At 59.7% G+C, this 18297-nt stretch carries 15 protein-coding genes; 11 read left to right on the top strand and 4 right to left on the bottom strand.

The features are described from left to right. Positions 1–19: 19 nt before the first annotated feature. Positions 20–1645, bottom strand: coding sequence for a protein O-mannosyltransferase (gene pmt, locus QP891_RS08135; protein ID WP_502869506.1), 1626 nt, complete (start codon positions 1643–1645; stop codon positions 20–22). Positions 1646–1669: 24 nt separating this feature from the next. Here pmt and rsmI point away from each other — a divergent pair, with 24 nt between their 5' ends. From rsmI to metG, 3 genes are all read left to right on the top strand, one after another. Further along, a complete protein-coding gene (gene rsmI, locus QP891_RS08130; RefSeq protein ID WP_284770624.1) occupies positions 1670–2518 on the top strand; it encodes a 16S rRNA (cytidine(1402)-2'-O)-methyltransferase in 849 nt (282 codons plus the stop codon). A gap of 281 nt (positions 2519–2799) precedes the next feature. Next, entirely contained in the window at positions 2800–4656 is a 1857-nt protein-coding gene (locus QP891_RS08125; RefSeq protein WP_284770625.1) for a BCCT family transporter, read from the top strand. Positions 4657–4790: 134 nt separating this feature from the next. Further along, positions 4791–6623 (top strand): methionine--tRNA ligase, encoded by a 1833-nt coding sequence (gene metG / locus QP891_RS08120; protein ID WP_284770626.1) that lies wholly within the window; start codon positions 4791–4793, stop codon positions 6621–6623. 93 nt (positions 6624–6716) lie between these two features. On the opposite strand, the gene QP891_RS08115 is transcribed toward metG, so the two are convergent. Both QP891_RS08115 and QP891_RS08110 read right to left on the bottom strand, forming a co-directional pair. Next, positions 6717–7217: a GNAT family N-acetyltransferase gene (locus QP891_RS08115; RefSeq protein ID WP_284770627.1), complete on the bottom strand. Its 501-nt coding sequence runs from the start codon at positions 7215–7217 to the stop codon at positions 6717–6719. Between the two features lie 10 nt (positions 7218–7227). Next, positions 7228–7722 carry a GNAT family N-acetyltransferase gene (locus QP891_RS08110; protein WP_284770628.1) on the bottom strand — a complete coding sequence of 165 codons (495 nt, stop codon included), beginning with the start codon at positions 7720–7722 and terminating at the stop codon, positions 7228–7230. A gap of 25 nt (positions 7723–7747) precedes the next feature. Between QP891_RS08110 and QP891_RS08105 the strand changes: the two genes are divergently transcribed. The 4 genes from QP891_RS08105 to QP891_RS08090 all read left to right on the top strand — a co-directional run bounded on the left by QP891_RS08105 (position 7748) and on the right by QP891_RS08090 (position 11966). Continuing rightward, complete coding sequence (locus QP891_RS08105) at positions 7748–8587, top strand: TatD family hydrolase (protein ID WP_284770629.1); 840 nt, start codon at positions 7748–7750, stop codon at positions 8585–8587. A 269-nt stretch (positions 8588–8856) separates the two neighbouring features. Continuing rightward, positions 8857–10032 (top strand): resuscitation-promoting factor, encoded by a 1176-nt coding sequence (locus QP891_RS08100; RefSeq protein WP_284770630.1) that lies wholly within the window; start codon positions 8857–8859, stop codon positions 10030–10032. A gap of 93 nt (positions 10033–10125) precedes the next feature. Then, positions 10126–10989, top strand: a complete 864-nt coding sequence (gene rsmA, locus QP891_RS08095) for a 16S rRNA (adenine(1518)-N(6)/adenine(1519)-N(6))-dimethyltransferase RsmA (protein ID WP_284770631.1) — start codon at positions 10126–10128, stop codon at positions 10987–10989. Next, entirely contained in the window at positions 10986–11966 is a 981-nt protein-coding gene (locus QP891_RS08090; protein WP_284770632.1) for a 4-(cytidine 5'-diphospho)-2-C-methyl-D-erythritol kinase, read from the top strand. The genes rsmA and QP891_RS08090 overlap by 4 nt, the downstream gene beginning before the upstream one ends. A gap of 54 nt (positions 11967–12020) precedes the next feature. Here QP891_RS08090 and QP891_RS08085 read toward each other — a convergent pair whose 3' ends face one another. Then, entirely contained in the window at positions 12021–13340 is a 1320-nt protein-coding gene (locus QP891_RS08085; RefSeq protein WP_284770633.1) for a hypothetical protein, read from the bottom strand. Positions 13341–13431: 91 nt separating this feature from the next. On the opposite strand from QP891_RS08085, the gene QP891_RS08080 reads away from it, so the two are divergent. The 4 genes from QP891_RS08080 to QP891_RS08065 all read left to right on the top strand — a co-directional run bounded on the left by QP891_RS08080 (position 13432) and on the right by QP891_RS08065 (position 18078). Then, positions 13432–15240 carry an ABC-F family ATP-binding cassette domain-containing protein gene (locus tag QP891_RS08080; protein ID WP_284770634.1) on the top strand — a complete coding sequence of 603 codons (1809 nt, stop codon included), beginning with the start codon at positions 13432–13434 and terminating at the stop codon, positions 15238–15240. Next, the gene (locus QP891_RS08075; protein ID WP_284770635.1) at positions 15207–16940 is read left to right on the top strand and encodes an alpha/beta-hydrolase family protein; all 1734 of its coding nucleotides are present in this window, start codon (positions 15207–15209) and stop codon (positions 16938–16940) included. Before QP891_RS08080 ends, QP891_RS08075 begins: the two co-directional genes overlap by 34 nt. 136 nt (positions 16941–17076) lie before the next feature. After that, positions 17077–17655 carry a hypothetical protein gene (locus tag QP891_RS08070; protein WP_284770636.1) on the top strand — a complete coding sequence of 193 codons (579 nt, stop codon included), beginning with the start codon at positions 17077–17079 and terminating at the stop codon, positions 17653–17655. A gap of 99 nt (positions 17656–17754) precedes the next feature. Then, positions 17755–18078 carry a putative quinol monooxygenase gene (locus QP891_RS08065; protein ID WP_005279956.1) on the top strand — a complete coding sequence of 108 codons (324 nt, stop codon included), beginning with the start codon at positions 17755–17757 and terminating at the stop codon, positions 18076–18078. The last annotated feature ends 219 nt before the right edge of the window (positions 18079–18297 follow it).

Genomic DNA, 18297 nt, shown 5'->3' with positions numbered 1-18297 from the left:
TGGATCGGGTTTCTGCGAGCTATTTCCAGCTGGGCAGCCACATCATGGATTGGTACCACGATTCCGGGATGATGAAGCCGTACAAGATGGGCGCGAAGTAGAAGAACATCGCGACCACCAGCGCGAGGTAGCAGGCGGCGGCAAATGTTCCCCGCCGCATCGTGCCGCCAGCGATGCGCGTTATCCATCGCCACCTTATGGGCTTACCGCGCCCGACCATTTGGCCCAGTATGAGGGCAAGCAGCACGATGACGAAGGGGATAAACGCGGTGGCATAAAAGAAGTACATCTGCCGGTCAAAGGCCGCGAGCCACGGCAGGAATCCGGCCGCGAAGCCCACGAGGGGAATGAGGAAGGCGCGGTTGCGGCGGATGATAAGGGACCACAGCCCCCAAAGCACCGCGGGGACCACCAGCCACCAGATCGCCGGGGTACCAAAGAGGTAGAGCATCTTGCGGCATTCGCCACCGCCGCTGCATTCCAGATCCGTGCTGGAGTAGTACAAAATGGGCCGGGCCCCGGCCAGCCATGCCCACGGCTTGGAATCCCACGGGTGGTGGTGGCCACCGGAAGAGGTCAAGCTGGCGTGAAAATCTAATACGGATAAGTGGTAATAAAACCAGCCGGCCACAGATTCTGGTAAGTGCATGAGCCAGGAGTCTTCCCCGATGGTCCCATCCACCTTGGCGTGCCGGTAGACCGCGGTTTCTGAGGCAAACCACGCGCGCCAGCTCCACACATAAATGAGCACGGGCACGGCCACCAGAGAAGCGAGGGCCGCGGGAGTATCGCGGATGAGCGTGCCCACGATATAGCGGCGAATGCCATACTTGCGGCGCAGTGAGAGATCACTAAAGACGCAGAGCAACCCGAAAAACATGATGTAGTACAGCCCAGACCACTTCACGGCGAGCGATAGTCCTAGGAAGACGCCGGCGGTAAAGCGCCACCACCGGAAGCCAAAGCGCGGTCCGAATGGGGAGGTGCCCATCCCGTCGCTCAGCAGGGCATGGTGGAGGCGCTCGCGCATTTGTTGATGATCGCGGGCTAGCGCCCACGCCGTGGCGACGATGAAAAAGACCTGGAAGATATCCAGCATGCCGAATTTCGCGGAGACCAAGAGGACGCCATCGCAGACGGCTAAAATGCCGGCAAAGGTAGCCACCTGCCAGGAAAAGGACAACCGGCGGGCCAGCGCCATGGTCATCAGGACGGTGCCGACGCCGAAGAGGGCCGTCATCAAGCGCCAGCCCAGCGGGGTATAACCAAAGACCCATTCTGAAATGGCAATGATCTGCTTTCCCAGCGGCGGGTGAACCACGAGTCCAAAGCCCGGGTTGGTCTCGATGCCGCCGATGAATAAGTTATCCCAGCTTTTGACCATGTCCCAGGCTTGGGGCACATAGTGCTTTTCATCGAAGACGGGCGTGCCCTGGGATACCGGCGCGGTAAGCCCCACGAACCGGGTGATTAGTGCGAGAACGGCGATGATGCCTGTGCTTATCCAATCGGCCTTGCCCCACGTGTAGGTACGCGGTGCCGGCGGCATCACGCGGTTATGCGGGGTGTGCGGTGAGCTAGCGGGGGCAGCGGTAGCAATAGTCACGAAGAAGAGTTTAGGCGACGAGCCTGCGCGCGGGCGCATAGGAGAATGTGGAATGCTAGAGGCATGTCAGCTTTAGGTCTGGAACCACTTCCGCGCGGCGTTATCCTTGCCGCCACGCCCTTGGGAAATGTCGGTGATGCCTCGGCGCGCCTGATGCAGGCATTGGCGCATGCTGATGCCATCGCTGCCGAAGATACCCGCCGCGTGCGCAACCTGGCGCAGGCCCTGGGGATCGAGATTTCCGGGTCCGTAGTATCCAATTTTGACCACAACGAGCAGGCGCGTGCGCAGCAGCTTATCGATGCCGCCCAGCACGGCACCGTCCTCGTGGTCACCGATGCCGGAATGCCGATCATCTCCGATCCAGGCCTGTCTCTAGTGGCCGCGGCCGCCGAGCGCGATATTCCCGTGACGTGTTTCCCGGGCCCCTCAGCGGTGCCCACGGCACTCGCACTCTCTGGCCTGGGCGTGGGCCACTTCCTCTTTGATGCTTTTCCGCCGCGCAAGCCCGGCCCGCGAAAGGCATGGCTGGAATCGCTGCGCAATGAAAAGCGCGCCATCGTATTCTTTGAATCGCCCCACCGCATCGCCGAGACGCTTGCTGATGCCACCCAGGTTCTCGGCGGCGATCGCCCCGCCGCGGTATGCCGCGAGCTGACCAAGACGTATGAGGAGGTGCGCCGCGGCTCGTTAGCTGAGCTGGCCGAATGGGCGAGCGAGGGAGTCAAGGGCGAAATTACCGTGGTCATCGAAGGCGGAACCGGCGCTGCCGTGACCGCCGCTGACCTTGTCCCGCAGGCCTTGGAGTTGGCCGCGGCCGGCATGCGCTTGAAGGACGCGTGCAAGCAGGCCGCCAAGGGGACTGGGGTGTCGAATCGGGAGTTATACGATGCCGCGTTGGATGCCCGCTGACGGCCTGCAAGTTGAACACTTGTTGAGCTGTCCGCAGGTTATTTCTATACAACGTATAAAACGTCACAATTAGTCGTGCTAACAGGTGGTTTCACGCTTTTATATATGTTATCGAATCGTTATATTTCTCGGGCGTGTGACGCCTAAAGGCTGTCTACGTGGGGATATGCAGCCTTTAGGCGTGCAGGAATTCTTAAGGAAATGCCCAAAATGTGGATAAGCTGGGGTTTTGCTATCAAAACGGTTTGAAAAATTGGGGTCGCGCCGCCACTGTAGAGAGCATGACTAATACTGAAAATAACGGCACTGGTGTGCCCGAAGAAGGAAAGGGGCCCGGTGAAGCGCCTGCTGGGACCACCTCTACTGCTTCGAGTGATCAGCCGATTGAGGATTATCAAACGGTAGAAGAGGCACTGGACGAGCAGACGGCGACGAGCCAGATCCAGGACATGATCAACTCTGAGGGGTTCCACCCCGAAGAGTATGACGATCCGGAAATCGAAATCGCCGCAGACCGCGATAATATCCCGATTGACTGGACCATCATGGGGATTGCGGGTGTGCTCGTTGCCGCCATCGTTATCTGGGGCCTTGCCGCACCGGATAACTTCGCGGACTTTTCTTCCGCGGCCCTGACGTGGGTCGTCGATAAGTTCGGTTGGGCCTACGTGCTCTTTGGCACCGTCTTCGTGGCCTTCGTTATCTTCATCGCTTCCTCCAAGTTTGGCTCCATCAGGTTGGGCCATATTAATGAGGAACCGGAATTTTCCACGCCTTCGTGGATTGCCATGATGTTCGCTGCCGGTATGGGCATCGGCCTGATGTTCTACGGCGCTTCCGAGCCGCTCGCGAACTACCGCGACGGCACTCCCGGCCGGGGAACGGAAAACGTGGGATCGTCCATGGCCTATGCCATGTTCCACTGGACGCTGCACCCCTGGGCTGTGTACGCCATCGTTGGTTTGGCCATCGCGTACTCCACCTACCGCATCGGCCGCAAGCAGCTGCTGAGCCAGGCCTTCGTCCCGCTCATCGGCGAGCGCCGGGCCAACGGCGGATTGGGCAAATTCATTGACATCCTGTCCATCTTCGCCACCGTCTTCGGCACCGCCTGCTCCCTGGGCCTTGGCGCGCTGCAGATCCAGGCTGGCCTGGAGGCATCCGGCATCATCGATAACCCAACCCAGTCCGTGGTTATCGGTATTGTCTTGGTCCTGACCCTGGCCTTCTTGTTGTCCGCGCTCTCCGGTGTGGGCAAGGGCATTCAGTACGTGTCCAATGCCAACATGGTCTTGGCTGCGGTGCTGGCCATCTTCGTCTTCATCTTGGGCCCAACGGTGACCATCCTGAACCAGGTTCCAGGATCCATCGGTAACTACTTCAACTACTTCACCGAGATGATCGGCCGTACCGCAGAATCCGAAAACGGCACCGCCGGCGAGTGGCTGTCTGGCTACACCATCTTCTACTGGGCATGGTGGGTTTCTTGGTCCCCGTTCGTGGGCATGTTCTTGGCGCGCATTTCCCGCGGCCGTTCCGTCCGCGAGTTCTGCCTAGGCGTCCTGCTCATCCCAGCCGGCGTTTCCACACTGTGGTTCGCCATCTTCGGCGGCACCGCAATCCACATGGAGCAAAACGGCGAATCCATCACCGGCGAATCCGCCGAGGTAGAGCTGTTTAATCTCCTGCACAACCTGCCTGGTGGCTTCATTGCCGGCGTCGTCGCCGTCATCTTGCTGTCCACCTTCTTCATTACCTCCGCGGACTCCGCTTCCACCGTGATGGGTTCGATGACCCAAAACGGTGCCGCAACCGCGAAGCCGTGGCTCTCCGCCATGTGGGGTGCCCTGACCGCAGCCGTTGGCCTCACCCTGCTTTTGGTCAATGAGGACGCGCTGTCCAACCTGCAGAACGTCACCATCGTGGCGGCGCTGCCGTTCTTGTTTATCGTCATTGGCTTGATGTTCGCCATCTACAAGGACTTGAGCCAGGACATCATTTACCTCGAGTACCGCGAGGCGCAGCAGTTCCAGCGCAAGATGGCCCGCGAGCGCCGCTTGCACCGCGACTACCAGCGCACGCAGGTGCTCAAGAAGCGCCGCAACGAGCGTTTGAAGAACCCGATGAAGCGCAAGTAGATAGACCATCTACCGCCTTCGGTAGCAGCGCCCGCCGCTTTCCCAGAGTTGGGAGGGAGGCGGGCGTTTTTCGGTCGGAGAGGTAATGTGCCCTCAACGTGTGTTCATGCAGGTGCTTCGATAAACTGGACTCCATGACTGAGTCTTTAGTAGTAAATGTTGCCTGGCCATATGCCAATGGCCCGCGCCACATCGGTCACGTGGCTGGCTTTGGCGTTCCCTCTGACGTATTCGCTCGCTTCCAGCGAATGCGTGGCCGCAACGTACTCATGGTCTCCGGTACGGATGAGCACGGCACCCCGTTGCTGGTCCAGGCCGATAAGGAAGGCGTATCCGTTCGCGAACTCGCGGATCGCTATAACCGTCAGATCGTCAACGATCTGGCTAACCTCGGCTTGTCGTATGACCTTTTTACCCGTACCACCACCCGTAATCACTACTCGGTGGTGCAGGAGCTGTTCAAGGGTCTCAATGAGAACGGCTACATGCTGAAGGAGACTACCAAGGGGGCAATCTCTCCGTCCACCGGCCGCACGCTGCCGGACCGCTATATCGAGGGCACGTGCCCCATTTGCGGCGCGGATGGCGCCCGCGGTGACCAGTGCGATAACTGCGGCAACCAGCTGGACCCAGTAGACCTCATTGACCCGGTATCCAAGATCAACGGCGAAACGCCGCAGTTCGTGGAGACCGAGCACTTCCTGCTGGATTTGCCATCTCTTAAGGACGAGCTGCAAAAGTGGCTTTCCACCCGCGAGGATTGGCGCCCCAACGTGCTGAAATTCTCCCTGAACCTGCTGGAGGATATGCGCCCGCGCACCATGACCCGCGATATTGACTGGGGCATTCCCATTCCGGTGGACGGCTGGCAGGACAATAACGCGAAGAAGCTATACGTGTGGTTCGATGCCGTCGTGGGCTACCTGTCCGCTTCCATCGAGTGGGCGCACCGCACCGGCCAGCCGGAGGCATGGAAGGAATTTTGGCAGGACCCAGAAACCCGCCACTATTACTTCCAAGGCAAGGACAATATCACCTTCCACTCGCAGATCTGGCCGGCGGAATTGCTGGGCTATGCCGGAAAGGGTGCCAAGGGCGGCGAGCTGCACCAGTACGGTGAGTTGGACCTGCCAACGGAAATCGTCTCCTCGGAATACTTGACGATGTCCGGCTCCAAGTTCTCCTCGTCCAAGGGCGTGGTGATCTACGTTAAGGACTTCCTGGCGGAGTTCGGTCCGGATCCGCTGCGTTACTTCATTGCCGTGGCTGGCCCGGAAAACAACGACGCGGACTTTACGTGGGATGAATTCGTGCGCCGCGTCAATAACGAACTTGCCAATGGCTGGGGCAACTTGGTTAACCGCACCGTATCCATGGCGCACAAGAACTTTGGCGAGGTTCCGGTTCCAGCGGCCCTGGAGGAGCGCGACGAGGCCATTTTGCAGCTGGCGGAGGAGACCTTTAACACCGCCGGTAACCTGCTGGAGCAATCCAAGTTCAAGCAGGCCATTGTCTCCATCATGCACGTGGTGGGCGAGGCGAATGCCTATATCGCCTCCCAAGAGCCATGGAAGCTGGCCAAGGATGAAACCCAGCGTGAGCGCCTAGCCACCGTCTTGTGGACCGCCCTGCAGGTTGTGTCTGACTGCAATGTCATGCTCACCCCATTCCTGCCATTTACCGCGCAAAAGGTGCACGAGACTCTGGGCCGCACGGGCGAATGGGCCGCGCAGCCTGAGGTGCGCGAGGTCAAGGATGATATCCCGGTTGAGCTCGTAGGTGCGGGGCTTCCCCCAGAAAACCACGAATATCCTGTCATTATGGGTGACTACACCCAGCAGCAGGCCAAGTGGGAGCGCATCCAGGTGGCACCGGGTACTACCTTGGCAAAGCCGAAGCCGCTTATTTCCAAGCTGGATCCAGAGCTCGGCGAAACCGGCCCGGAATGGGCGCCGGTGGTGAACTAGCGCGGTAGCACCCCGCTAGATATACAAAGCGCGGTGGCCAGTCCCAATGAAAGGGAAGGCCACCGCGCTTTTGTTATGCCTTTAAGGTTCTGCCTAGTGCTGGAAATCGCGCTGCAGATGAACCAAACCTAGGCGCACGCCGTCCTTGGTGTGGATATTGGGCATACGGCCGGTTTCTTTAAACCCAAACTTCTTGTGCAGTGCGATGGAACCGGCATTGCTATCCACGATGTAGGTAATCATGGTTTCGATATAGGGATCGTCGGCAGCGATGTCCATGAGGGCATCGAGAAGCTCGGAGCCTACGCCCTTGCCCTGGGCTGCGGGGGAGATGTATACGGAATCTTCGACGGTGCCGTAGTAGATGGCGGGCGTGACGAATTGAAAGTAGGCGGCCCAGCCGATGATTTCATCATCGTCTACGGCAACGAGCACAGGCGAGCCCGCCTTGGCCATGTCTTTTAGCCAATCCTCGCGGTCAGAAACCTCTTCTTGCCAGGTGATGAGGTTATTGGCTGGTTTAGCGGCGGAGGCGGCGTTGTAGATGGCGGAAATCGAGGGGGCATCGGCAAGCTCAGCGGGGCGAATATGCATCAAAAGTCCTTTACACCAGAAGTTCTAAGTGGGTGAGGCTAAGCCAGTGATCGAATTTGTAGGTTACCTCTTTGAGAGTTCCCACGTTTTCAAACCCGAACTTTTCATGCAACTTCAATGATGCCGTATTAGTAGACACGATCAAGGCGAGCAGCGAATGCACCTTCTCATCCGCCCGGGCGCGTTCTACGAGCTCACCCATCAGGGCGGTGCCCACGCCTTGGCCCTGGGCATTGGGGGAAAGGTAGATCGTGGTTTCATAGCAGCCTTGCCAGATGCGGGGATCGCGGTAAGGGTGGTAGAGCGCCCAGCCCAAGTATTCGCCCGCATCGGTTTCGGCAACGAGGAAAGGACACTCCATGTCCTGGATGTGGCGCAGGTGTTCTTCGCGCTCAGCCACGGTGACTGGGGTGGAGTTAAAGATGACATCGGTGTGCTCGATGGCCCAGTTGAGGGTATCGGTCATGGCGGGGACATCGCTCAGGTCCGCTGGTCTGATCAACATAGCTGCCAATATTACAATTGCGGGTATGTCTAAAAAGAAGCGACGTCCTACTCCCATTCCAGCCCCAGGACTCAGCGGGCTCAGTGATGCGCATACGCACCTTTTCTCGCATAAAGATACCGATGAGGTGCTGGTTAACCGCGCCCGCGCCGCCGGGGTATCCCGCCTGGTGACGGTAGGCGATGACCGCCGCGAGTCCGAAGCGGCTCTTGCGACCGCGCACGCGTTTCCCAATGTGTATGCCGCCTGTGCCATCCACCCGGTGCGGGCGAATGAGCTAGACGCGCCCACCAAAGCCGCTTTGGAGGATATGGTGGCGGATCCGCGCTGCGTGGCGGTGGGGGAGACCGGCATGGATGCCTATTGGGTCCACCACGAACCGGAGACCACCGCGAGCTTGGTCCAGCAAGAAGAATCTCTGCGCTGGCATATCGATCTGGCGGTGCGCACCGGCAAGACCCTTATGATCCATAACCGCGAGGCGGATAAGGATTTGCTGCGCATTCTTGCTGATGCCCCCACGCCTGAAACCGTCATGCTCCACTGCTTTTCCTCACCGCTGCGGGTGGCAGAAGAAGCATTAGAGCGCGGTTACGTTTTGTCCTTTGCTGGCAATGTCACCTTTAAGCGCAATGCGCAGTTGCGCCAGGCGGCCGCTCTGGCTCCGGCGGGGCAGTTGCTGGTGGAGACTGATGCGCCGTTTATGACCCCGGAGCCGTTCCGCGGGCAGCGCAATGAGCCTTCCCTGATTGGGCACACCTATGACTGCATTGCCCGGGCGCGCCACCAGACCACTCAGGCATTGGCGGCGGAGGTCAATGAGACTTTTGACCGGGTGTATGGAATTAAGACGACAGGCGAGTGAGGATTGTCACAAAATTAAATACGCTGGTCGCTGGTGGCATGGGTGCTGGATGTGACAACTGTTTTCGCCAGTTATAGCTGTGGCGCAGCGCTTCTCGACTTTCCTTACTCGTTATCGTATTGTTATTGATTGTTCGTTGAGGCTTAACGCCTCTACCTTCCCGCCGCGCTGGTTCACAGTGGAGTAGTCGCGGCACCGCCGCTGGTTTCCCTAGCCCGCGGCAATAATTGTGATACTGGATAGACAGCACCACCGGAGATTAACTACACATGGCACCTCACCACATTAAGCGCATCAATAATTCACGTTCCCTGCCGCTGCGCCTGGCAACGGGTGGCGTCTTGAGCACCCTCGCCGTAGGCGGTGTCGTGGCGGTTGCTGCGCAGAAAGACCTAGTCGTAGAAGTCAACGGTGACAAGGTAGAGCTGGCCACCTTTGCCAAAGACGTGGACGGCGCCCTGCAGGCGGCCGGCGTCCAGGTGGGCGAAGAAGACATCGTCTCGCCCGCACCATCTGAGTCCGTGGCCGATGGCGATGAGATCTCCGTGCGCACCGCCAAGCCGGTTGCCGTATCCATCGATGGTGAACAGCAGCAGCTTTCTACTACTGATCTCACCGTGTCCGATCTGCTCAATAACCTGCAGGGCGTAAACCCGGGAGCTGCCGTGAAGTCTGGCGAAGATGACGTGGATAAAGATACCCAGTTAAAAGATGGCATGGATCTAGAGGTCGTTTCCCCCAAGATCATCAAGATCAACGATGGGGGCAAGAATACCTACACCAAGATTGCCGCCAAGACCGTGGACGATGTGCTCAAGGAGCGCGGTATCAAGCTCGATGAGGATGACCGCGTTTTCCCAGCCAAGGAAGAAAAGGTCACCGAGGGCATGTCTATCAAGGTTGAGCGGATAGACATTCAGACCGAGGATGTCACCGAGGAATTCGAGGCCGAGCCGCATTTCGTGGATGACCCTGAGCTGGAAGCTGGCGCTGAAGAGGTGCGCGAGCAAGGCGAAAAGGGCAAGCGCGAAATCACCCGCAAGGTGGTCCTGAAGAACGGCAAGAAGGAATCCGAAGAGGTCATCAAGGATGAGGTCGTTGTAGGGCCAAAGCCTGCGACCATTGCCCGCGGCACTAAGCAGGCGGAGCCGGAGCCGCAAGGCGGTAACTCGGGCGCGGCTGCCCCCGCCGTGGCTGATGGCTCCGTGTGGGATTCCATCGCGCAGTGCGAATCCACCGGTAACTGGTCCATCAATACCGGCAATGGTTTCTCCGGTGGCCTGCAATTCGCACCGTCCACTTGGGCTGGCTTCGGCGGCACCGAATACGCACCTGAGGCTTGGCAGGCCACCCGCGAGCAGCAGATTGCCGTGGCACAAAAGGTACAAGCCTCCCAGGGCTGGGGTGCATGGCCTGCATGTACCGCCAAGTTGGGCCTGCGCTAAAAAGCACGCGCAGCACCGCGCATTCTGCGTCGCACCCCGCGTCACTACGGCGCGGGGTGCGACTTTCTGCATTCTTCTACTAGGTTAGAGAACATGACTGAATCTCCGGGCGCCGCGCTTTTAGGCCCAGTAGAAATCCGAGCTTTAGCGGAGAAACTGGATATCACGCCCACCAAGAAATTGGGACAGAATTTCCTCCACGATCCCAATACCATTCGCCGCATCATCGCGGCAGCGGATCTGGATCCCACAGACCGCGTCGTGGAGGTCGGCCCCGGGTTGGGGTCACTGACCCTAGGGCTGGTGGAGACCGTTGAGGATCTCACCGCGGTGGAAATCGATCCGCGCTTGGCGGCGCAGCTGCCGGAAACGGTGGGAGAGCGCGCCGCCGACTACGCCGAGCGCCTGCGCGTGGTGGAAAAAGACGCGCTGCGCGTGACCAGTGAGGATGTCGCGGCTCCTACGGCGTTGGTGGCCAACCTGCCCTATAACGTGGCGGTGCCGGTGCTCTTGCACTTTTTGGAGACGTTTCCTTCCATCCGCCGCGTGCTCGTCATGGTGCAGCTGGAGGTGGCGCAGCGCCTCGCCGCGGAGCCCGGCAGCAAGATCTACGGCGTGCCTTCCGTGAAGGCCGGGTTTTATGGCACGGTGAGCCAGGCTGGGACCATTGGCAAGAATGTCTTTTGGCCCGCGCCCAATATCGTCTCCGGCTTGGTGCGCATCGATGTCTTCGATACCCCGTCCTGGCCGGTCGACGATGCCGCGCGCGCTGCGGTTTGGCCGCTTGTCGATGCCGCCTTTGCCCAACGCCGCAAGACCCTCCGCGCCGCACTATCGGGCCACTATGGTTCCGGTGCGGCCGCCGAAGAGGCGCTGCGCGCGGCCGGAATCGATCCGAAGCAGCGCGGGGAGAAGCTCGCTGTTGCAGACTTTGTACGATTGGCAGGACTACAGTGAGCGCACCACACGGAAACGAGCCGATCACCTATACCGCGCATGCGCACGCCAAGGTCAATGTGCACCTTGGCGTGGCGGAACCGCGGGAGGATGGCTTTCACGAGCTGGTCACGGTCTTTCAGTCCCTGAGCCTGCACGATACGGTAACGCTGACTGATTTAGGTAACGCCGAAGTAGATAAACCCCGCGTGCAGTACCTCAAGGTATCCGGTCCGCACGCGGCGGGCGTGCCCGAGGATGACACGAACCTGGCGTGGACCGCGGTGGACCGCATCATGCAACACCTGTATGTCACCCGCGGCGGCATCAAGATTCCGGAGGTGGGCCTTGAGATTCACAAGGCAATTCCCACCGCCGGCGGCATGGCAGGCGGTTCCGCGGATGCAGCGGCGGCGCTGCGCCTTGCCGAGCGCTGCTACGGCCGTTATTACGGAATCGATTCGGTAGGAGAGCACATTCTGGATGCCTTGGGCGCCACTCTTGGCTCCGACGTGCCGTTTACCCTGCTGGGCGGCACGGCGCTTGGTACCGGGCGCGGGGAGCAGTTGACTTCCATGATGACTAGGGGAACCTATCACTGGGCGCTGATTGCCTCCGATCGCGGCCTATCCACACCTAGTGTGTTCCGCAAGCTCGATGAATTGCGCGATGCGGGGCGGGTAACCGCGCCGGCGCTTGATACGACGGAGATTTCCCAGGCGCTCATTTCCGGCGATGCCCAGCGCGTGGCAGCGCACCTGCACAATGACCTGCAACCCGCCGCGCTATCCCTGCGCCCAGATCTCCGCAAGACCTTGGAGGCGGGCATGGATGCGGGTGCGCTCAACGGCATCGTCTCCGGCAGCGGGCCCACCTGCGCGTTCTTATGTGCCACCCGCGAAGACGCGGAAGAAGTTGCAGCACAGGTCGGCATAGAAATACCGGGCACCAAGGGCGTTGTAGCCCAGGGCCCGGCTGCGGGTGCGGAAGTGCTCTAGCTTGGGGCGATGGGGATGGGCATCGCCAAGCACGAGCACTAGAGCGCTAGAAACTTAGAGCACGGCCATTTCGGTGGGCTCGAAGTCCAGCTCGTAGCGGTCCGTTTCCTTACCGCGCAAGAGGTCGATGACGACGAGCTCCTTCTTCTGTGCATCCGTGATGTAGGCATAGCCATTGGCGGCCTTCAGGATTGGGCCCGGCTGCTGCCACTCCTCGTTTTCCTTCCACTTGGAAATCGCGTCGATCTGCTTGGTGATTTCCCCGGAGTCAGGGTCGATGACATTGAGCTTGCCATCGGTGGTCAGCACCAGGGCCTCGCCCATAGGACCGCGTGCTAGAGAGCGGAACCAGTAAGAGCCGTCCAAGTCCACCTTCTTGGCGGAGTAGTCCTCGGTATTGATCAAGGTTACCGAGGTGGGGCGCTCGAAATCGGCGTCCTTCTCGGTCTTGTTATCGGCCAAGATGACATTGGATTCCTCGGATCCCGCGGAGTTTCCGGAGCGCTGGTAGCCATCGGCACCGGCATAGTCGGAGACGTCTACCTTGTGGAACTTGGAGCCGTTAAAGACTACGGGGCCGTCTTCGCAGCCGAAGAAAAGCTTGCCATTTCCTGCGGCTGCTTCGCCGTGGACGCCGGGGCACTCGGTGGTCTCATCCAAGACCTTGCCGTCCTTGTCGAGGTGCTGGATGGTGTGGCGCTCGTCTTCGGTGCCCTTGGTGATGACCACGGAGCCATCCTTAAGCGGGACGGCCACGCCGTGGTGCGCCTCGCCGGTCTTGACGGTGTTGACGGGCTTGGCGTCCTTGGAGCCAATGTCCTCGGTCTTATAAATCTTGGCTACGCCATCGCCATCAGAAAATAGGGCGGTAAAACCATCGTGGTGGACTACGTGGCCAGCGTGGGGTGCCTTAATTTTGTCATCGCCCAGCTCTGGATCCGCGGTGTAGTAGTGGTTGTGGTCGCCGTGAGCCTTGGTGATGCGGCCGGTGTCGTAGGTGAGGAAGTTATCGCCCTTGGTCACCATGACGTGGCGGTCATTGCCAGCGTCATTGAGGCGAAGGAAGGAATTCATCTCCTCTTCATCGAGGATATCGCCGGATTTGGCATCGTAGGTGGTCAGGCCATCAGCGTGGGAGAAGACGATGCGCGGGGGAAGCTGGGCTACCTCGGTCTGGCCTTCTTCGGCCTCCATACCGTCGTGGGAGTGGCCCTCGTGATCATGATCGTGGTCATGGTCGTGTTCGTGGCTTTCCGCGGTGGTGGCCTCGTTGGGGTTTTGGGCGTCGGTATCTTCTTCCGGCGCCGAGCAGGAAGCGATGGTGAGCGCTGAGGCAGAGAGGATAGTGCAGAGGGTAAGTGTGTGCTTCTTCATACACACGCAGAGTATTGCAAGTGAAATTCGGTAGCAACATGTTTGGGAATGCGGGGGTGGCGGTAGGGAGGTATTAAGATGAGTCCCTGTTATGGCAAACCTGATTAACCTCGAGCAAGTCACCAAGTCCTATGGCTTAAAAACTCTCCTTGATGGGGTATCCCTCGGCGTACAAACCGGGGATCGCATCGGCATCGTGGGCGTCAACGGCGGCGGCAAGACCACCCTGCTGGAAGTGCTCACCGGTATTGAGCCGCCGGATTCTGGCCGCGTATCCCACACCTCGGATCTGCGCATGGCCGTGGTGACGCAGCGCTTTGACCTGCCCGAAGAGCTCACCATCGCGCAGGCGATCATTGAACCCCTCGAGCTCGAGACCTACGAATGGGCCTCCAACGCCAAGGTGCGCGACGTGCTCGGCGGCCTTGGCATCGTGGACCTGGGGCTAGATACTCTCGTGAGCTCCCTGTCCGGCGGTGAGCGCCGCCGCGTCAACCTTGCCGCCGCGCTGGTGCAGGATCTAGACCTCGTGGTGCTCGATGAGCCCACGAACCACCTGGACGTGGAAGGCGTGCAGTGGCTGGCTGACCACCTGCTCAAGCGCAACCTCGCCGTCATCGTGGTCACCCACGATCGTTGGTTCCTCGATACCATTGCCACCTGGACATGGGAAGTCCACGACGGCACGGTCGATGCATACGAGGGCGGATACAACGACTGGACGTTCGCCCGCGCCGAACGCGCCCGCCAGGCCGATGCGATGGAGCAACGCCGCAAAAACTTGGCCCGCAAGGAATTGGCGTGGCTGCGCCGCGGGGCACCGGCGCGTACCTCGAAACCGCGCTACCGGATTGAGGCCGCGGAAGCGCTTATTTCTGATGTTCCCGAGCCGCGCAACAAGGTCGAGCTCATGTCCTTTTCCAAGCAGCGTCAGGGCCGCGTGGTCATCGAGCTAGAAGATGCCACCGTGAAGTCCCCGGATGGCCGCACCTTGGTCGATCACCTCACTTGGCGCCTGGCCCCAGGCGAGCGCATCGGCCTCGTGGGTGTTAATGGCTCCGGAAAGACCACGCTGCTGCGCACACTGGCTGGCGAATACGAGCTCGCAGCCGGAAAGCGCATCGAGGGCCAAACCGTGCGCTTAGGTTGGCTGCGCCAGGAACTCGATGACTTGGATCCGCAGCGGCGGCTTCTCGATGCCGTCGAGGATGTTGCCACCTACGTGCAGCTAGGCAAAAAGGAGCTCAGCGCCTCTCAGCTGGCCGAGCGCCTCGGCTTTTCCGCCAAGCGCCAGCGCACCCCGGTCGGGGATCTTTCCGGTGGCGAGCGCCGCCGCCTCCAGCTCACCCGCGTGCTCATGGCAGAACCCAATGTTTTACTCCTCGATGAGCCCACCAACGACCTGGATATCGATACGCTCCAGGAACTGGAATCCCTACTCGATTCGTGGCCGGGTACCCTGGTGGTCATTTCGCACGATCGCTACCTGATCGAGCGCATTGCGGATAATACGTATGCGCTCTTCGGGGATGGCAACCTGACGAACCTTCCCGGTGGCATCGACGAGTACCTGCGCAAGCGCGAAGAAATCGAGGCCGGCAAGAACACAGGGGTTATAAACCTGGGAGAAAAGAAGACGGGCGCGCCGGCGCCGAAGCCGGAAAGGAAGCTTTCTTCCCAGCAAGAGCGCGAAATCACCAAGAAGATGAACGCGCTTGAGCGGAAGATGCAGAAGCTGGAAAAATCCGCCGCGCAGATCAATGAGAAATTGGCCGCGGCGGCAGAAAAAGTCGATACCGAAGCGATGACTCGCCTCGATACGGAATTAAAGGACAATCGCAGCGCCTATGAGGATTTGGAGATGGAATGGCTGGAGTTAGGGGAGAAGCTCGAGCAGTAGAAGCTCGCATCGCCGATATTGTCCGCCACCTCGATCCGTGGGGCATTATCGGCGCCGCCATTTTGTCTACGCTGGGCCTTACTCCGTCCATTTTGCCCCGCGATTGGCCCTATCAGGGCCTGATTTCGGGCCTTGCCGCCGGGTTTGGCTACGTGGTGGGCATCGGCGTGAAACTGGTGTGGTACCGCTTCGTCGTTAGCAAATGGTCGGATAAGTATCCCTGGCTTGCTGCCTCTGCGTGGGAACCAAAGCGCTACCGGCTGCTCGCGCGCATCGCCACAGGTGCGTTCATAGCCTGGATGGTCGGTTTCGTCATTATCGCCGTGCGCTGGCAGCACGAGCTCGCGAACGTATATTCCGTGCCCGCGCCGTCCATGACCAGCTACCTGCTGGTGGTGCCCCTGGCGCTGGCGGTATTTACCGTCTTCCTGCTCATCCTGCGCTCCATTATCTTTCTGGTGCGCTGGTTAGCGCGGCGCTTCCCGCAGCGGTTCCGCTCCACATACCGCCGCCTCGGGGCAGTACTCATTGTTGCGGTCATCGCTATCTACACCATTGAAAACATCATTCCCGGTGCCATCGTGGGCTTGGGCGATAGGGTATTTACCGCCCAGAACGCCGACCCTGATCCGGATACCCAGCGCCCCACCCTCAGCGAGCGCTCCGGATCGCCTACTTCCGATGTCGACTGGAACGGCGTAGGCCTGCAAGGCTCCCGGTTCCTCAGCTCCGGGGCGCATAAGGCCGAGCTAGAACAGGTCACCGGTAAACCCGCCAAGGAGCCCATCCGCGCCTACGCCGGTCTGGGCAACCGCGATTCCAATGAGGGGCGGGCGCAATTGCTTATCGATGAACTCGAGCGCACCCACGCCCAAGACCGCAAGGCCCTCTTGTTGACCATGACCACCGGTACCGGCTGGGTATCGTCCTATTCCGCGCAAGCCTTCGAACTGCTCTATGGAGGGGATACCGCCATTGCTGCAGCGCAGTATTCCGCCATGCCGTCCGTTTTCCACTTCCTTGGGGGCGGCGGCCAAGTAGAACGCGCCGGGGAAGAGTTCATCAACCCCGTCGTGGACTGGTGGAATTCGCTGCCCGAAGATGACCGGCCCAAGCTCTACCTCTACGGCGAGTCCTTAGGCACAACCGGCATCGAGGCCGCCTTTTCTGGCGTGCGCGATATCGCTAATTCCGTCGACGGCATCTTATTGACCGGCCCGCCGCACTTTAACCAGTTGCGCTCGCAGTTTGTGGAGCGCCGTGATCCCGGGTCGACAGAAATCTCGCCGGTCTACGCCGGCGGGCTCGTGGTCCGTTTTGCCAACGAGGTGGACCAAGTCCGCCGCTGGGGACGCGTTCCGGAAGAGGAGTGGGGCAGGACCCGCATGCTATATATTCAGCACCCTTCCGATCCTGTGAGCTGGTGGTCGCCCGGATTGGCCTTCAAAGAGCCGGATTGGATGAAAGAAGACAGCCCCTATTCGCGTGAGCGCGTGATGCAGTGGATGCCTATTATTACCTACCTGCAAGTTGCTGCGGATCTACCCGGAGCCAAGGATGTTCCCGATGGTGTGGGCCATAATTACGGGAACTCTGTCCTCGATGGATTTGCGGCCATCGCCGGGCCCGATCTTGCCCGTTCCATTGATTCGGAGGAGCTGCAGCGGCAATTCAATGAACTCGATGTTGGTATTTATTAGGCTTCCTAGGGCTTCTTAACCCCGCGAGGTAACCCAGAGCACGCAGAGCACCGCTTGTATAACAAAGCCATATCGAAGTGGGGCGGAACCGGCGATATGCTTTCGCCCTCTGAAAAGTTATGACAAGCTGAAAATCATGAAGCCGATTCGAAGCGCCACCGCAGCAGTCCTGACCACCGTACTCGCCCTGTCTGGTACCACGGCAGTGGCTTCTGCGGAGCTTACCGCGGCCCCGCAGGTTCAGCAGGTTTCCACCCTTGCTGAAAAGTACAACGTTACTTTGCCCAGCTTTCTAAAGGCCGCACCTGAAGCTGAACCGGAAGTAGCAGCGGAAGAAGCGCCTACGACTGAAGCCGCTCCGGAGCCACAGGCCTTCGAGGCCCCGCAGGTTGCCGCTGACTTGCAGGTAGCCACCGCCGATCACCTAGCCCAGGCTGGTCACCACCCAGATGAGACCGCAACCGCTATCGCACAGGAATGGGCAAACCAGGGTGCAGGCGGTGAGCTTACGTACTACGGCGACGTGGCAAGCGGCGTGACCCACACCGATGAGGGTCAAGGCAACGTCTACCGTCTGTCTGAAGAACAAGCCCAGGAGCGCCTCAACTGGTTCAACCGGGGCCTCGAGGTAACCCCCGGACCCGAGTACGGTTACGGCGTCGCTACTGCCTTTGATGGCGAGTTCATCTACATCGCGGAATACTTCCTTAACTAGTTCTTATTCCCGCGATACCTGCCCCCGATTCTCCTGAGGCCCGCGCGCATGGCAGAGCAGCCATGACGCAGTGGGAACAATATTGATAGAATCGGGGGCATGATTTTGATTAACGTACAGTTCCACGTAAAGCCTGAATACGCCGATACTTTCCTTGATGAGATCAACTGGTACACCGAGGCTTGCAACGCCGAGCCGGGTTGCATCGACTTCAAGTGGTACCGCGATCCGGAAGATTCTCAGCGCTTCCTGCTGCTCGAGTCCTACGCAGATGGCAAGGACGTAGAGCACGTTCAGGGCGAGCACTTCAAGCGCGCCTGCGACGAATTCCCCAAGTACCTCGTAGAGACCCCAGACATCATCAACGTCCACATCGATGGCCGCACCGGTTGGGACAAGATGGGCGAGTTCGCCGTCGATTAATCTCGCTGCCTAGTACTAAAGCCCGCACTCATGGTTGACTGAACTGCTCCCCATTAGTTGGACTGAGAAATCAGTTACCGACTAGTGGGGAGTAGTTTTCTTTGAGAGTACGAAGTTCGTTGAGCGAATATCAGCGCGAGCGGTTGGTGGAGTGTTTCGAGCAGGGCATGGGGTGTAAAGCAGCTGCCAATGCTCTCGGGGTCTCCAGACACGCCGTGC

The organism is Corynebacterium sp. MSK310 (genome assembly GCF_030227355.1).
GTDB classification, from domain to species: Bacteria; Actinomycetota; Actinomycetes; order Mycobacteriales; family Mycobacteriaceae; genus Corynebacterium; species Corynebacterium rhinophilum.
The sequence above is the reverse complement of the archived record's forward strand: the minus strand, read 5'-3'. Positions and strand labels throughout refer to the sequence as shown.

Bases quoted from the DNA above. Each gene is read 5' to 3' on its own strand.
- rsmA (WP_284770631.1), top strand. From the start codon at position 10,126: ATGACTGAATCTCCGGGCGCCGCGCTTTTAGGCCCAGTAGAAATCCGA.
- QP891_RS08085 (WP_284770633.1), bottom strand. From the start codon at position 13,340: ATGAAGAAGCACACACTTACCCTCTGCACTATCCTCTCTGCCTCAGCG.
- QP891_RS08065 (WP_005279956.1), top strand. From the start codon at position 17,755: ATGATTTTGATTAACGTACAGTTCCACGTAAAGCCTGAATACGCCGAT.
- pmt (WP_502869506.1), bottom strand. From the start codon at position 1,645: ATGCGCCCGCGCGCAGGCTCGTCGCCTAAACTCTTCTTCGTGACTATT.
- metG (WP_284770626.1), top strand. From the start codon at position 4,791: ATGACTGAGTCTTTAGTAGTAAATGTTGCCTGGCCATATGCCAATGGC.
- QP891_RS08105 (WP_284770629.1), top strand. From the start codon at position 7,748: ATGTCTAAAAAGAAGCGACGTCCTACTCCCATTCCAGCCCCAGGACTC.
- QP891_RS08070 (WP_284770636.1), top strand. From the start codon at position 17,077: ATGAAGCCGATTCGAAGCGCCACCGCAGCAGTCCTGACCACCGTACTC.
- QP891_RS08115 (WP_284770627.1), bottom strand. From the start codon at position 7,217: ATGCATATTCGCCCCGCTGAGCTTGCCGATGCCCCCTCGATTTCCGCC.
- QP891_RS08110 (WP_284770628.1), bottom strand. From the start codon at position 7,722: ATGTTGATCAGACCAGCGGACCTGAGCGATGTCCCCGCCATGACCGAT.
- QP891_RS08075 (WP_284770635.1), top strand. From the start codon at position 15,207: ATGGCTGGAGTTAGGGGAGAAGCTCGAGCAGTAGAAGCTCGCATCGCC.
- QP891_RS08080 (WP_284770634.1), top strand. From the start codon at position 13,432: ATGGCAAACCTGATTAACCTCGAGCAAGTCACCAAGTCCTATGGCTTA.
- rsmI (WP_284770624.1), top strand. From the start codon at position 1,670: ATGTCAGCTTTAGGTCTGGAACCACTTCCGCGCGGCGTTATCCTTGCC.
- QP891_RS08125 (WP_284770625.1), top strand. From the start codon at position 2,800: ATGACTAATACTGAAAATAACGGCACTGGTGTGCCCGAAGAAGGAAAG.
- QP891_RS08100 (WP_284770630.1), top strand. From the start codon at position 8,857: ATGGCACCTCACCACATTAAGCGCATCAATAATTCACGTTCCCTGCCG.